Source organism: Sphingomonas sp. S1-29, assembly GCF_026167545.1.
Classification (GTDB): Bacteria; Pseudomonadota; Alphaproteobacteria; order Sphingomonadales; family Sphingomonadaceae; genus Sphingomonas.
Map to the genome: position 1 here is coordinate 1,054,638 of NZ_CP110678.1, position 14,310 is coordinate 1,068,947.

Annotated in this window: 11 protein-coding genes; 6 read left to right on the plus strand and 5 right to left on the minus strand. The window is 66.1% G+C overall.

The features are described 5' to 3' along the window. Positions 1 to 136: 136 nt before the first annotated feature. Positions 137 to 3,196, plus strand: a complete 3,060-nt coding sequence (locus OKW76_RS04945) for a TonB-dependent receptor domain-containing protein (protein WP_265551667.1) — start codon at positions 137 to 139, stop codon at positions 3,194 to 3,196. Positions 3,197 to 3,248: 52 nt separating this feature from the next. On the opposite strand, the gene OKW76_RS04950 is transcribed toward OKW76_RS04945, so the two are convergent. Continuing rightward, the gene (locus tag OKW76_RS04950) at positions 3,249 to 4,301 is read right to left on the minus strand and encodes an alanine racemase (RefSeq protein ID WP_265551668.1); all 1,053 of its coding nucleotides are present in this window, start codon (positions 4,299 to 4,301) and stop codon (positions 3,249 to 3,251) included. 125 nt (positions 4,302 to 4,426) lie between these two features. Between OKW76_RS04950 and OKW76_RS04955 the strand changes: the two genes are divergently transcribed. After that, positions 4,427 to 5,635, plus strand: a complete 1,209-nt coding sequence (locus OKW76_RS04955; RefSeq protein ID WP_265551669.1) for a cation:proton antiporter — start codon at positions 4,427 to 4,429, stop codon at positions 5,633 to 5,635. Between the two features lie 132 nt (positions 5,636 to 5,767). Here the strand turns inward: OKW76_RS04955 and metH are convergent, their stop codons facing one another. The 4 genes from metH to OKW76_RS04975 form a co-directional block, all read right to left on the minus strand. Next, the gene (gene metH, locus OKW76_RS04960; RefSeq protein WP_265551670.1) at positions 5,768 to 8,458 is read right to left on the minus strand and encodes a methionine synthase; all 2,691 of its coding nucleotides are present in this window, start codon (positions 8,456 to 8,458) and stop codon (positions 5,768 to 5,770) included. 101 nt (positions 8,459 to 8,559) lie between these two features. Then, a complete protein-coding gene (locus tag OKW76_RS04965) occupies positions 8,560 to 9,606 on the minus strand; it encodes a homocysteine S-methyltransferase family protein (RefSeq protein WP_265551671.1) in 1,047 nt (348 codons plus the stop codon). Between the two features lie 96 nt (positions 9,607 to 9,702). Next, entirely contained in the window at positions 9,703 to 10,644 is a 942-nt protein-coding gene (gene metF / locus OKW76_RS04970) for a methylenetetrahydrofolate reductase [NAD(P)H] (RefSeq protein WP_265551672.1), read from the minus strand. Continuing rightward, a complete protein-coding gene (locus OKW76_RS04975; protein WP_265551674.1) occupies positions 10,641 to 11,609 on the minus strand; it encodes an ArsR/SmtB family transcription factor in 969 nt (322 codons plus the stop codon). The genes metF and OKW76_RS04975 overlap by 4 nt, the downstream gene beginning before the upstream one ends. Positions 11,610 to 11,788: 179 nt before the next feature. On the opposite strand from OKW76_RS04975, the gene OKW76_RS04980 reads away from it, so the two are divergent. The 4 genes from OKW76_RS04980 to OKW76_RS04995 all read left to right on the plus strand — a co-directional run bounded on the left by OKW76_RS04980 (position 11,789) and on the right by OKW76_RS04995 (position 14,309). After that, the gene (locus OKW76_RS04980) at positions 11,789 to 12,100 is read left to right on the plus strand and encodes a hypothetical protein (protein WP_265551676.1); all 312 of its coding nucleotides are present in this window, start codon (positions 11,789 to 11,791) and stop codon (positions 12,098 to 12,100) included. A 99-nt stretch (positions 12,101 to 12,199) separates the two neighbouring features. Beyond that, positions 12,200 to 12,400, plus strand: a complete 201-nt coding sequence (locus OKW76_RS04985) for a hypothetical protein (protein WP_265551677.1) — start codon at positions 12,200 to 12,202, stop codon at positions 12,398 to 12,400. After that, the gene (locus OKW76_RS04990) at positions 12,397 to 13,368 is read left to right on the plus strand and encodes an aldo/keto reductase (RefSeq protein ID WP_265551679.1); all 972 of its coding nucleotides are present in this window, start codon (positions 12,397 to 12,399) and stop codon (positions 13,366 to 13,368) included. Before OKW76_RS04985 ends, OKW76_RS04990 begins: the two co-directional genes overlap by 4 nt. A 188-nt stretch (positions 13,369 to 13,556) precedes the next feature. Then, complete coding sequence (locus tag OKW76_RS04995) at positions 13,557 to 14,309, plus strand: energy transducer TonB (RefSeq protein WP_265551681.1); 753 nt, start codon at positions 13,557 to 13,559, stop codon at positions 14,307 to 14,309. The last annotated feature ends 1 nt before the right edge of the window (position 14,310 follow it).

Here is a 14,310-nt window from a genome sequence, read left to right on the forward strand (position 1 = left end):
CTACCCCCAGTTCATTACGAATTGGGGGCTTTCAATGAAATCGACCAGGTTCCTTTGCGCCACGGCATTCGCTGGCGTCGTTCTTACCCTGCCGCAGCTTGCGGCAGCCCAGACCGCGCCTGCGGATGAAGCCGCGGTGCAAACGACCGATGATGCGCAGACGGATGAAGGCGACGCGATCGTCATCACAGGGTCGCGCATCACTCGCCCGAATCTCGATTCGACCAATCCGATCACCACGGTCGAGATCGACGAGATCGTCACCGGCGACGTTTCGCTGGGCAACGCGCTCAGCAACCTGCCGCAGCTCGGGCAGACCTACACGTCGGGCAACTCGACGCGCTTCATCGGCACCTCCGGTCTAAGCATCCTCGATCTTCGTAACCTGGGCACTGCGCGCACGCTCGTGCTCGTCAATGGTCGACGTCATGTCACCGCCCAGCCCGGCTCCAACTCGGTCGACGTCAACACCATCCCGACCGATCTGGTCGAGGGGATCGATATCCTCACCGGCGGCAACTCGGCCATTTACGGCCCCGATGCGGTCGCCGGCGTAGTCAACTTCCGGCTTCGCCGCGATTTCGACGGTATCGCGGTACGCGGCCAGGCGGGCATGTCCGACCGCGGTGATGCGGGCAATTATTTCGTCAGCGTAACCGCGGGTGAGAATTTTGCCGACAACCGCGGCAACATCGCGGTCAACCTGGAATATGCGCGTAGCGACGTGCTGTATTTCACCGAGCGTGACGACCTGACGGGCGCGTACAGCGGTCGCAGCCAGCTCCAGCTGGTCGAAAATACCGGCCCGAACCTAAACCCCAACGCCGGCGCGCTTCGCCCGACGCCTGAGGCAGCCACCGGCAACGGCGTTCCCGACAATGCGTTCATCACTGGCGTTCGGAACACCAACATCTCGCTGGGCGGACTCCTGACGGCAGCTTGCCCCGTCGCTGCGGCGACCGGCGAAAGCAACGCGGCATTCCAGGCACGCCGCGGCCGTGTTTGCAGCGGTCTTGCCAACCCGGGTTCGTCGAACCCGCTGTCGCAGTTCGGCAATACCTATGTCTTCCGTCCCGATGGATCGCTCGTCCGCAACAACTGCATCACCGATTTTCGTCCGGTCGGTTCGGCCAACTGCGTAGGCGGCGAAGGCTCGACGTTGCGTGAAACCGGCATGCTACAGCCGCAGATCGATCGCTATGCTGCCAACCTGCTGGCAAGCTTCGAAGTCTCGCAGGGCTTCCGGCCCTTCATCGAAGCGAAGTTCGTCCGCGTCGAATCGCTGCAGGAAGGTCAGCCGACCTTCTTCAACAACACGTTCAGCATCAACAACCCGTTCCTGACCGACCAGGCGCGCGGGCAGCTCCAGGGCATCTTGGCACCCGGCGTGACGACCTTTACGGCGCAGCGTTTCAATACCGATTTTGCCGGTCGCGGCGAGGATCACCGAAAAGACACCTTCCGTATCGTCGGCGGGATCGACGGTACGTTCAACAACGACTGGCGCTACGAAGTCGCGGCCAATTACGGTCGGACCGAAGGTTATTACGAGACGCGCGGTAACGTCTTGATCGCCGAATATGGTCGGTCGATCAACGCGGTCCGCAACACGCAGGGGCAGATCGTCTGCGCGGTCAACAATGACGCCAGCACGGCGAACGACGACCCCGCATGCGTTCCCGTCAATCTGTTCGGTGAAGGGCAGCCCGGCCAGGCTGCGCTCGACTATTTCGGCTACACCTCTGCTCGTGAAGAGCTGGCCGAGCAGTTCGTGGCATCGGCGTTCGTTTCGGGTAACCTTGGCCAGCTGTTCACCCTTCCGGGTGGACCGATCGGCTTTGCAGTAGGTGCCGAATATCGCCGCGAGACGGCCTCGTCTTCGTACGACGAAACCACCAAGGCAGGACTGACCTTCCTGAACGCGATTGCCGATTTTGCGCCGCCGGCGCTCGAGGTGAAGGAAGTGTTCGGCGAGGTTCGCGTTCCGCTGCTCGCCAACATGCCGTTCGCGCACGAACTGAGCATCGAAGGCGCAGGTCGTTTGACCGGCTACAATGTCGGCAACAAGCGTCAGACCTTCACCTGGAACATCGGTGGTATCTACGCGCCGATCCGCGATGTCCGGCTTCGCGCGAGCTATGCGAAATCGGTGCGCGCACCCACCCAGTCGAACCTGTTCTCAGCCGAAACGCAGACCTTCGCCAACGGCCTTGCGGATCCCTGCGGACTGCAGAACATCAACAACAACCCCAACCGCGTTCGCAACTGCGCCGCGGCGGGCGTGCCCACCACGCAGACCTTCAACGGCGTGACCGAGCCGTTCAGCAACCGCGCGGCGTCGGGCGTGTCGGGCTTCAACCGCGGCAATCCGCTGCTCGATCCCGAGGAAAGCCTCAGCCTCACCATCGGTGCGGTGTTCCAACCAACCTTCCTGCCCGGCTTCACGCTGTCGATCGATTACTACAACATCGAGATCGAGCAGGCGATCCAGGGCCTGACCGGTCAGACGATCATCAACCAGTGCTACGACAACGAAAGCGGCATCGACAATCCGTTCTGCGCGGTCGTCTTCCGCAATCCCAACGGAACGTTCGCGGGCCAGCAGGACGTTCTCCACGATGGTGGGACGGTTACCATTCCACGCACCGGTCCTGCCTTCTTCAACCAGCCGTTCAACTTCGCCAAGTTCCAGACCAACGGCATCGATGTCGATATGAACTACCGCATGGAAGTCGGCGCTGGGTCGCTCAGCTTGCGTTCGGTGGTGAGCCACGTGTTCCGGCGCAACAACTTCACCGACGTGTCGGCGCCCGACTTCCGCGACCGCACGCTGTCGGAACTGGGTGAGCCGCGCTGGGAAGGGCAGGTTTCGGCCAATCTCGAAATGCCGTCTTTCGACCTGTTCTATCAGATGCGTTACATCGATAAGCAGGTGATCGGCGCCTATGAAACGTTCTTCGCGTTCGATGGACGGGCACCGCTCAATCCCGACTCCAACTCGCTGGTCTATTATCCGGAGACTTTCTACCACAACGTCCGCCTTGGGCTGAAGGCGGCGGAAAACTTCCGCTTCTATCTCGGCGTCGACAACATCTTCGACACGCTGCCGCCGCTTGGCCTGTTGGGCACCGAAGGCAACGTTCCTTACGGTAATCTGGGACGCAGCCTCTACGCTGGTGCCTCGATCAAGTTCTAAAAGGTATCGAGACTACAGGGGGAAAGGGGGGCCGCTGCGGCCCCCCTTTTTCTTATGCCCAGAGCCGATCGAACCGGTCGCCCAGCCCCGTCAGCAACTCATATTGCGATAGCCCGCTCGCCGCGCTTGCCACAGGCAGCGCATAGTCGATCGTCACCCAGTCGCCCTCGGCCAGTCCCGGCGCCGCCGACACGTCGATCGCGGTGAGGTCCATCGACACCCGCCCGATCACCGGCAACGCCGCGCCGCCCGCGCTCGCCATGCCGGTGCCCGAAAAGCCGCGCAGATAGCCGTCGGCATAGCCCAAGTTCAGGATCGCCACCTCGGTATCGCGCGGCGCGGTCCACATCGCGTTGTAGCCCACCGCGCCGCCCGCCGGCACGCGCCGCCGCTGCAATATCTGCGCCTGTGGGAACACCACCTGCGCAATCCGTTCCGCCAGCGCCGCGCTCGGCTCGCCGCCGTATAGCGCGATCCCGGGCCGGGTGAGGTCGAAGCCATAGCCCTGCCCCAGCGCCACCCCCGCCGAATTGGCGAGGCTCATCCGCCGCGCGCGCGTCCGCCCCGCCAGCCCTGCGAACGCCGAACGCTGCGCCTCGTTCATCGGCACATCCTCGTCGGCGCAGGCAAGGTGGCTCATCAGCGTCTCGATCGCCAACCCGTCGAGCAACCCGGCGGCCACATCCTCGATCGACACCCCCAGCCGGTGCATGCCCGTGTCGACCATCACGTCGCACGCCCGCCCGCCGCCAGCCTCGCGCCAGCGCGCGACCTGGCCCGGCGTGTTGAGCACTGGTCGAGCAGGGCTGTCGATCGCCGCGCCCATGTCCTCGGGACGCACCCCGTGCAGCACCGACAGCGACAGGTCGTGCGCGACGACCAGATCGGCGAGCGCCGCCGCCTCGGCCCAGGTCGCGACGAAAAAGTCGCGGCACCCCGCCGCCGCCAGCCGCTGCACCACCGCGCGCGCACCCAGGCCATAGCCATCGGCCTTCACCGCCGCGCCGCACGCCGCCCCGCCGCTCATCGCGGCCATCACACGCCAATTGGCGACCAGCGCGGCACCGTCGAGGTGCAGCCGAAGCGGAGCGGAAGCGTTTGTCATGCCCGATCGCGTACCGACCTCCCACGCCCGCGACAATGCCCCCGCGCGGCCTCGCGCCACGCCCCGCCCGCCCCTCTTGTCTCCCTGCCGAAAACCCCGCTACGCCCGCTACGGGGGAGATACGCATGCACGCGATGACACTGACCGAGACCTTTCTGATCGCGATGCTGCTGATCTTCAGCGTTCCCTATCTGGTCTGGCGATTGGGGCGGCTCGATTATTGGGCGCCCTTGGTGGTGGTGCAGATCGTCGGCGGGGTGCTGCTCGGCCCCGGCGTGCTCGGTGCCGCCTTCCCCGATTATTACGCCTTCGTGTTCAGCCCGCAGGTCATCACCACGCTCAACGGCATCGCCTGGTGGGGGGTGATGATCTTCGTCTGGATCGCGGGAATCGAGCTCGACCTCGGCCAAGCCTGGGCAAGCCGCCGCGAGACCGGAATCACCGCCGGGCTCGCGCTCGTCACCCCGCTCGTCTTCGGCAGCCTCGCCGCGATCGTCATGCTGCACACCCCCGGCTGGGCGGGACCCGCCGGCCAGCCCTGGCAGGTCGTGCTCGGCATCGGCATGGCGTGCGCGGTCACCGCGCTGCCGATCCTGGTGCTGCTGATGGACAAGCTCGCGATCCTGCGCCAGCCGCTCGGCCAGCGGATCCTGCGCTATGCCAGCCTCGACGACATCGCAATCTGGGGGGTGCTTGCGCTGATCCTGCTCGATTGGGAGCGCGTCGGCCGGCAGGTCGCCTTCCTCGCCGCCTTCGCGGTCGCGACCTGGGCGATCCGCCGGCTGATGCAGCGAATCCCCGAGGCCGATCGCTGGTATGTCAGCCTGATCTGGTTAGCGGCCTGTGGGTTCGCCGCCGACTGGGCGGGGCTGCATTATATGGTCGGCGCGTTCCTGTCGGGCGCGGTGCTCGATTCGAAATGGTTCGACGAGGAAGCGATGGACCGCTTCCGCGGCACCATCCTGCTCACCGTGATGCCGGTATTCTTCCTCTCGACCGGGCTTCGCACCCAATGGGGGGTCGGCGGCGTCGCGGTGTTCGGCGCGGCGGCGTTGCTGCTGGCGGCGTCGGTCGGCGGCAAGCTACTCGGCGTCGGCATCGCCGGGCGGATCCTCAAATGGGCGCCGGGCGAGGCCTCGACCATCGGCTGGCTGCTCCAGACCAAGGCGCTGATCATGATCATCTTCGCCAACATCCTGCTCGACCGGCAGATCATCACCAACGAGACCTTCACCGCCTTGCTGCTGATGGCAGTGGCGAGCACGATGCTGACGGTGCCGATCGTCGCGCCGAAGCTGAAACGGGTGACGGGGTTGGTGGGGCGAACCTCTTAAATCCTCCCCCGCCAGGGGGAGGGGGACCAGCGAAGCTGGTGGAGGGGGAGGACACGAGCGGCGTGTTGGCGTCCGCCCCCTCCACCACCGCTTCGCGGCGGTCCCCCTCCCCCTTGCGGGGGAGGATTATGATTAGTCCAAGTTCGGCCGCAGCCAACGTTCGGCCTGCGCCAGATCCACCCCGCGCCGCCCGGCATAATCCTCGAGCTGGTCGCGCCCGACGCGCGCGACGCCGAAATACGAAGCCTCGGGATGCCCGAAGTAGAACCCCGACACCGCCGCCGTCGGCCACATCGCAAAGCTTTCGGTCAGCGTCAGTCCGGTGGTCGTGGGCGCGTCGAGCAGGTCGAACAGCATCGGCTTGGCCGAATGATCGGGGCAAGCCGGATAGCCAGGCGCCGGGCGGATGCCGCGATATTGCTCGCGGATCAGCGCCTCGGTGGTCAATTGCTCGCCCTCGGCATAGCCCCACAATTCCTGCCGCACATGCTGGTGCAACCGCTCGGCAAAGGCTTCGGCGAAGCGATCGGCCAGCGCCTTGAGCAGGATGTCCTGATAATCGTCATGCTGGCTCTTGAAGCGCGCGATATGCTCGTCGATCCCGTGGATGCCGACGGCAAACCCGCCGATCCAGTCGCCATTGGGGTCGACGAAATCGGCGAGGCACATGTTGGGCCGCCCCTCGCGCTTGGCGATCTGCTGGCGCAGGAAGGGGAAGCGGGTTTCATGCGCGTGCCCCTCCCCGTTCGTTTCGAGCGAAGTCGAGAAACCGTGGTCGAGTGCAGGCTTCTCGACTTCGCTCGAAGCGAACGGTTGGGTTTTCCGGTCTGCAGTCACCACCACATCATCGCCATCCCGAACGCACGGCCACAGCCCAACCACCCCGCGCGCGGTGAGCCATTTCTCTGCCACGATCGTATCGAGCATCGCCTGCGCATCGGCGTACAGCGACCGCGCACTCTCCCCCACAATCTCGTCATCGAGGATCGCGGGAAAATTGCCCGCCAGCTCCCACGAACGGAAGAACGGCGTCCAGTCGATCACCTCGCGCAGATCGCTCAAGTCCCAGGCGTCGAACACATGCAGCCCCGGCTGCTTAGGCGCGCTGGGCTTCAGCGAAAAATCGGCAACGAAACCATTGGCGCGCGCGGCTTCGAGCGGGATCAGCTCGCTCTGCCCCTTGTTCGCGCGCGCGACCCGCACCGCTTCATATTCGTCGGCGATCTTGGCGACATAGTCGTTGCGCTGGGTATCGCTCACCAGCGTAGTGGCAACGCCCACCGCGCGGCTGGCGTCGAGCACATGCACCACCGGCCCGTCATAGACAGGCGAGATCCGCAGCGCGGTATGCACCTTCGACGTCGTCGCGCCGCCGATCAGCAGCGGCATCGTCATCCCAGCGCGCTTCATCTCCTCGGCAACGGTCACCATCTCGTCGAGCGAGGGCGTGATCAGCCCCGACAGCCCGATCATGTCGGCATCATTCTCGTTCGCCGCCTCGATGATCTTGGGCCAGGGCACCATCACGCCAAGATCGACCACGTCGAAGCCGTTGCACTGCAGCACCACGCCGACGATGTTCTTGCCGATGTCGTGGACGTCGCCCTTCACCGTGGCCATGATGACCTTGCCCTTGCCCTTGGCACCGGGCTCCTTGGCCGCCTCGATATAGGGCAGCAGATGCGCCACCGCCTTCTTCATCACGCGCGCCGATTTCACCACCTGCGGCAGGAACATCTTGCCGCTGCCGAACAGGTCGCCGACGACGTTCATGCCGTCCATCAACGGCCCCTCGATCACCTCGATCGGGCGCGCGAATTGCAACCGCGCCTCTTCGGTATCGTCGACGACATGCAGGTCGATTCCCTTGACCAGCGCATGTTCGAGCCGCTTGGTCACGCTCCAGCCGCGCCATTCGGCGGCGGCCTTTTCGGCGACGACGTCGGTGCCCTTGAAGGTTTCGGCAAGCGCGATCAGCCGCTCGGTGGCGTCGGGATCGCGGTTGAGGATGACATCCTCGCACGCCACTCGCAGCTTTGGGTCGATCTGGTCGTAAATGTCGAGTTGCCCGGCATTGACGATCGCCATGTCCATCCCCGCCGGGATCGCATGGTACAGAAAGATGCTGTGCATCGCTTTGCGCACCGGCTCGTTGCCGCGGAACGAGAAGGACAAATTGGACAAGCCGCCCGAGATATGGACATGCGGGCAGCGCGCCTTGATCTCGCGGCACGCCTCGATGAAATCGACGCCGTAGTTGTTATGCTCTTCGATCCCCGTCGCGACCGCGAAGACATTGGGGTCAAAGATGATGTCTTCGGGCGGGAAGCCGATCCCGGTCAGCAGCTTGTAGGCGCGTTCGCAAATCTCGACCTTGCGCTCCTTGGTGTCGGCCTGTCCAACTTCGTCGAACGCCATCACCACCACCGCCGCGCCATAGGCCATGCACTTGCGCGCCTGCTCCAGGAACTGCGCCTCGCCTTCCTTCATGCTGATCGAATTGACGATCGGCTTGCCGCTGACGCACTTCAGCCCCGCCTCGATCACCGACCATTTCGAGCTGTCGACCATCACCGGCACCCGCGCGATATCGGGCTCGGCCTGGATCAGCTTCAGGAACGTCGTCATCGCATAATGCGCGTCGAGCAATCCCTCGTCCATGTTGACGTCGATCACCTGCGCGCCGCTTTCGACCTGCTGGCGCGCGACCTCGACCGCGGCGGCATAATCGTCCGCCATCACGAGCTTCTTGAACCGCGCCGAGCCGGTGACGTTGGTGCGTTCGCCGATATTGACGAAATGGGTCGAGGAGGGGGTGGTCATTGTAAATCCTAATTCGTCATCCCGGCGAAAGCCGGGACCCAGGGTCGCCGGCGACGCCGCACTTGGCTCTGGCCCCGGCCTTCGCCGGGGTGACGGGAAAATCAGGCCGCCATCACGAACGGCTCCAACCCGGCAAGCTTGGTCTGCACCGGCGGCACCGGCATCGTGCGCGGCGGCAGCCCGGTCACCGCATCGGCGATCGCCTTGATATGCGCCGGCGTCGATCCGCAGCAGCCACCCAGCACGTTCACCTGCCCCGCATCGGCCCATTCCTTGACCAGGCCCGCGGTGGTCACCGGCATCTCGTCATATTCGCCCAGCTCGTTGGGCAGGCCGGCATTGGGATAGACCATGATCAGCGTATCGGCGGTGTCGGACAGCGTGCGGACATGCGGCCGCAGCTGCTCGGCGCCGAACGAGCAATTGAGCCCGATCGTCAGCGGCCGCGCATGGCGGACCGCGCACCAGAACGCCTCGACGGTATGCCCCGACAAATTGCGTCCCGACAGGTCGGTCAGCGTCATCGACAGCATGATCGGCACGTCGCGCCCCAGGTCGTTGCCCGCCTCGATCGCCGCCATGATGCCTGCCTTGGCGTTGAGCGTGTCGAACACCGTCTCGATCAGGATGAAATCGGCCCCGCCTTCGAGCAGCGCGTCGATCTGCTCGCGATACACGTCTTTCAGATAATCGAAATCGATCTCGCGAAACCCCGGATCGTTGACGTCGGGGCTCAGCGACAGCGTCTTGTTGGTCGGCCCGATCGCGCCCGCGACGAAGCGCGGACGGCCATCCTTGGCCGCGAATTCATCGGCCAGCCGCCGTGCCAGCTTCGCGCTCTCGACATTGATCTCGCGCACCAGCCCCTCGGCGCCGTAATCGGCCTGGCTGATCCGGTTGGCCGAAAAGGTGTTGGTCTCGGCGATGTCGGCCCCCGCCTCGAAATAGGCGCGGTGGATCGATTCGGGCACTTCGGGCTTGGTCAGCGCGAGGATGTCATTGTTGCCCTTTTGGTCGCGGCCGAGCGTCAGCGTGCCGGCATAATCGGCCTCGGACAGCTTCCAGTTCTGGATCTCGGTGCCGAACGCGCCGTCGGTGATGAGGATACGCTGCGCTGCCTGCGCGAGGAATTGTTGGCGTGGGGTCATGGTTTCGTCACCCCAGCGAAAGCTGGGGTCTCCCGGTTAGATTGCGTGCCCTTGCGGCACGAGACCCCAGCTTTCGCTGGGGTGACGGTAGGTTGTTCAAGCCGCCACGCGCGCCTCGCCCGGCTGCGGCCGAAGCCCCAGCAGGTGGCAGATCGCATAGCTCAATTCGGCGCGGTTGAGCGTGTAGAAGTGCAGATGCCGCACCCCGCCGGCGTACAGCTTGCGGCTAAGCTCCGCCGCCAGCGTCGCCGACACCAATTGCCGCGCGTCGGGGAGCGAATCGAGCCCTTCGAACAGCCGCCCCATCCATTGCGGCACGTCGGTGCCGCACATCGCCGACATCCGCTGGACCGCCGCGAAATTGGTCACCGGCATGATCCCCGGCACCAGCTCGGCCTTGATCCCCGCCGCTGCCGCGGCATCGCGGAAGCGGAAGAAGGTCTCGGCCTCGAAGAAAAACTGCGTAATCGCCTGGTTCGCGCCGGCATCGAGCTTGCGCTTGAGGTTGTCGAGATCGGCGGCAAGGTCGGCCGAATCGGGATGCCCCTCGGGATAGGCGGCGACCGACAGTTCGAACGGATGCAACCGCCGCAGCCCCTCGACCAAAGCCGCGGCATTTTCGTACCCGTCGGGGCGCGGCTCGAACTTCGCACCCGGCGTCGGCATGTCGCCGCGCAGCGCGACGATGTGGCGCACGCCCGCCGCCCAATATTCCTCGGCCACCGCATCGATCTCGGCGCGGCTTGCCTCGACGCAGGTCAGATGCGCCGCGGCGGGGATCGGCGTCTCGCGCGCGATCCGCGCCACCGTCGCGTGGGTCCGCTCGCGGGTCGAGCCGCCGGCGCCATAGGTTACCGACACGAAGCGCGGATTGAGCGGGGTCAGCGTCTCGACCGACTGCCACAAGGTCGCTTCCATCTTCTCGTTCTTGGGCGGGAAGAATTCGAACGACACCGCGCAATCGCCCGCGACATCGGCGAACAAGGGCGCATCCAATGCGCGCCGGGCTTCCTCGAGCTGTCCAACCGACAGGGTCATGCCGCAACCTCCAATTTACGCAGCCCAGCCCCTTCGGGGCGTTTGCGGGCCAACCATAGTTTCACCGTGAGTTCGCCGCCTTCGAGCGTCTCGGTCTGCACCGGCGCCAGCCCGGCGGTGGCGAACCACCCCAATATCTGTTCGTCCGAAAAGCCCAGCCGCGCATGCGCATCGCGCAGCCGCAACTCTTCGCGCTCGTGCGGCGCGAAATCGACGATCAGCAGCCGCCCGCCGGGTGCCAGCACCCGCCCCGCCTCGACGATCGCGGCGCCGGGCTGCTGCGCGAAATGGAGCACATGATGCAGGATCGCGGCATCGGCATCACCATCGCCCAGCGGAAGCGCGTACAGATCGGCCTGCCGCAGCTCGGCATGGTCGAGCCCACGCTCGGCGAGCTTGGCGCGCGCCAGCCGCAGCATCTCCGACGACCGGTCGATCCCCAGCGCCCGCGCCGCGCGCGGCCCGAACAGCTCGAGCATCCGCCCGGTGCCGGTGCCGATGTCGATCAGCTGATCGATCGCGCCGTCGCCCAGCACGCGCAACATCGCCGCCTCGACCTCGCTGTCGGCGACGTGGAGCGAGCGGATCGCGTCCCACTGCCCGGCATTCGCCTCGAACCATTCGGCCGCCGATGCGGCGCGATCGGCGCGCACCGCCGCCAGCCGCGCGCTGTCGGCGACCGCCCAATGATCGGGCGAATCCTCGCTCCAGGCGTCGAGCGCGTCGAGCACCGGCCGCACCCGCCGCGCCGCGCCCAGCGCCACGAACACCCAGCTGCCCTCCTTGCGCCGCGCCGCGAGCCCCGCGTCGCACAATATCTTCACATGCCGGCTGACGCGCGGCTGGCTTTGCCCCAGCACCTGCGCCAGTTCGCCGACCGACAATTCCATCGACCGCAGCAGCGCAAGGATGCGCAGCCGGGTCGAGTCCGCCAGGGCACGGAAGGTTTCGGTTGCGGTGTCCATGTCGCGACATATAAAGATATCTTTATATGTGGTCAATCGAAGTGTTCGGGCATCGGCCGATCGGGGTCCCCACACGCGGCTCATCGCGCTTCGCCTTGCACGAAGGCCCGCAGCCGCATAGCGTCGCGCCGGCTTTGCCCTCAGCGGGCCAGTATTTGTTTCGAAGAAAGGGAAATCCCATGAAGAACCTGTTCCTGCTGCCGATCGTCGCCGCAGCCGCACTCGGCCTCGCCGCTTGCAGCGAAAACGCGCAGAACGAGACCGGCGAAGCCGCCAACGCGATCGCCACCGATGTCGAGACGACCACCAGCGAAGCCGCGTCGGACGTCGAAGCCGCCAGCGAAGAAGCCTTCGGCGCCGCCGAGAACGGCCTCGACCAGGCCGGCCAGTCGATCGAGAACGCCGGCGACCGCACCGAAGCCGCTGCCGACAACGCAGCGCGCGAGACCGGCGAAGAAGTCGAGGAAGCCGGCCGCGACATGCAGAACTGATCGCATCCGCCAAAGGATCGATTGCACGGGGGGCTGCGTTGGAAGACGCGGCCCCTTTTGTTTTGCCCCTTCGTTCCCCCTTCCCCGAGCCTTGCGAGGATGATGATGCGTCCGATCTTGCCGTTGCTGCTCTCGCTGGCGCTCGCCGGCTGCGGCGACCCCGCCGCCACCGCGCCGGGCGGTGTCAGCCCCGACGAAGCGCGCGAACTCAACGAGGCCGCCGAGATGCTCGACGCCAACAGCGTGTCGCTTGACGCCATCGCCCCCGATGCCGTCGCCAACGAAGGAACCGCGCCATGACCGATCGCCACCCCGCCCCCAACGATCCCAGGACGCTCGGGTCCACCGATATGCAGACCCCGCCGATGATCCTGGGCGGCAACGTCTTCGGCTGGACCGCCGACGAGCCGACCAGCTTCGCGATCCTCGATCGCTTCGTCGAGCGCGGCGGCACGATGATCGACACCGCCGATGGCTATTCGGCCTGGGTGCCCGGCCACCAGGGCGGTGAATCCGAGGCGCTGATCGGCCGCTGGCTCAAGCAATCGGGCAAGCGCGACAAGGTATTGATCGCCACCAAGGTCGGCATGCTCCCCGGCGAGGGCGGCACCGGCCTCGCCCCCGCGCGCATCGCCGCCGCGGCGCGCGCCTCGCTCGACCGGCTCGGCATCGACCGCATCGACCTCTATTACGCGCACCAGGACGATCCCGAGGTGCCGCAGGCCGAGGTGCTCGCAGCGTTCGGCGAGCTGATCGACGCGGGGCTGGTGCGCGAGATCGGCGCGTCGAACTTCGGTGCGATGCGGCTCAAATCGGCGCTCGACCTCGCGCGCGAACAGGGTCTGCCGCATTACCGCGTGCTCCAGCCCGAATATAATCTGGTCAGCCGCCACAAGTTCGAAGGCGAGCTGCAGAATCTGTGCGTCGAGCACAACATCGGCGTCGCGCCCTATTACGGCCTCGCCTCGGGCTTCCTCACCGGCAAATATCGCAAGCCCGAAGACTTCGGCCAGAGCGTGCGCGGCGGCGGCATGGCGAAGCTGCTCGAAGGCAAGGGCGCCGAGGTGCTGAGCGTGATGGACACGATCGCCACCGAAACCGGCGCCACCCACGCCCAGATCGCGCTCGCCTGGCTAGCCGCACAGGAAGGCGTCGTCGCCCCGATCGCCAGCGCGACGAGCGTGGCGCAGCTCGACGAACTGATCGACGGCTGGGAACTGAAGCTGAGCGAAGACCAGCTGGAGGCGTTGAACGAAGCCAGAGTCTAACTTCTAAAAGCCCTCTCCCGCCTGCGGGAGAGGGTTGGGTGAGGGCCTTCTTCTTCTACTCCCAAAGAAGAAAATACCCTCACCGCTGCGACTAGGGGCCGCAAGAGCGCCCCCAAGTCTCGCCCCCTCTTCCGGCAGCGGGAGAAGGGGAAATGCCCCATTCACCCAAACCCCGTTACCCCAAACCCATGCCCTACACCCCAGCCACCCCCCGCGACCGAACCGCCTCAGCGCTGGCCGCGCTGGCGCTCCCCGCGCTGCTGGCCTGGGTCCTGATCGACGGGCTGCAGGTGCGCCTCCCCGCCCCCGTCGCCGACACGCTCAACCTCTTCACCATCCCCCCCGAACCCGCGCCGCCGCCGCCAGCGCGGATCGAGCCCAACCCCGTCGCCGACACCCGTCCCGAGGGCGAGGCATCGCCCCCCAACCTCCGCTCGCGCGCCACCGAACTGGTGGCCCCGCCGCCCGAAATCCGCCTGCCGATCCCCCCGCCCCCGGTAATCGTCGCACCCAAGGCGGGCACCGGCGCCGACACCTCCACCGGCAGCGCCGAGATCGTCGGCCCCGGCACCGGCGCGGGCGGCGTGGGCGACGGCACCGGCAGCGGCGGGCGCGGCGATGGCGACGGCGCGGGAGGATCGCAGACCCCGCCGGTCTGGCGCAGCGGCCGGATGAGCAACAACGACTTCCCGCGCGCCGCGATCGAGGCGGGGCTCAGCGGCACGGTAGAGATCGCCTACACCGTCCTCCCCAACGGCCGCGTCGCCGATTGCGAGATCACCCGCTCGAGCGGCTATGCGATCCTCGACCAGACCACCTGCCGCCTGATCACCCGCCGCTACCGCTTCGACCCCTCGCGCGACGCAAGCGGCCGCCCGGTACCCTCGACGCTGGTCGAGAAGCACGAATGGATTTTCGAGCGGGTGGAAGAGGATGACTAAA

Bases quoted from the DNA above. Each gene is read 5' to 3' on its own strand.
- OKW76_RS04995 (WP_265551681.1), top strand. From the start codon at position 13,557: ATGCCCTACACCCCAGCCACCCCCCGCGACCGAACCGCCTCAGCGCTG.
- OKW76_RS04980 (WP_265551676.1), top strand. From the start codon at position 11,789: ATGAAGAACCTGTTCCTGCTGCCGATCGTCGCCGCAGCCGCACTCGGC.
- OKW76_RS04965 (WP_265551671.1), bottom strand. From the start codon at position 9,606: ATGACCCCACGCCAACAATTCCTCGCGCAGGCAGCGCAGCGTATCCTC.
- OKW76_RS04975 (WP_265551674.1), bottom strand. From the start codon at position 11,609: ATGGACACCGCAACCGAAACCTTCCGTGCCCTGGCGGACTCGACCCGG.
- OKW76_RS04990 (WP_265551679.1), top strand. From the start codon at position 12,397: ATGACCGATCGCCACCCCGCCCCCAACGATCCCAGGACGCTCGGGTCC.
- OKW76_RS04985 (WP_265551677.1), top strand. From the start codon at position 12,200: ATGATGATGCGTCCGATCTTGCCGTTGCTGCTCTCGCTGGCGCTCGCC.
- metH (WP_265551670.1), bottom strand. From the start codon at position 8,458: ATGACCACCCCCTCCTCGACCCATTTCGTCAATATCGGCGAACGCACC.
- OKW76_RS04950 (WP_265551668.1), bottom strand. From the start codon at position 4,301: ATGACAAACGCTTCCGCTCCGCTTCGGCTGCACCTCGACGGTGCCGCG.
- metF (WP_265551672.1), bottom strand. From the start codon at position 10,644: ATGACCCTGTCGGTTGGACAGCTCGAGGAAGCCCGGCGCGCATTGGAT.
- OKW76_RS04955 (WP_265551669.1), top strand. From the start codon at position 4,427: ATGCACGCGATGACACTGACCGAGACCTTTCTGATCGCGATGCTGCTG.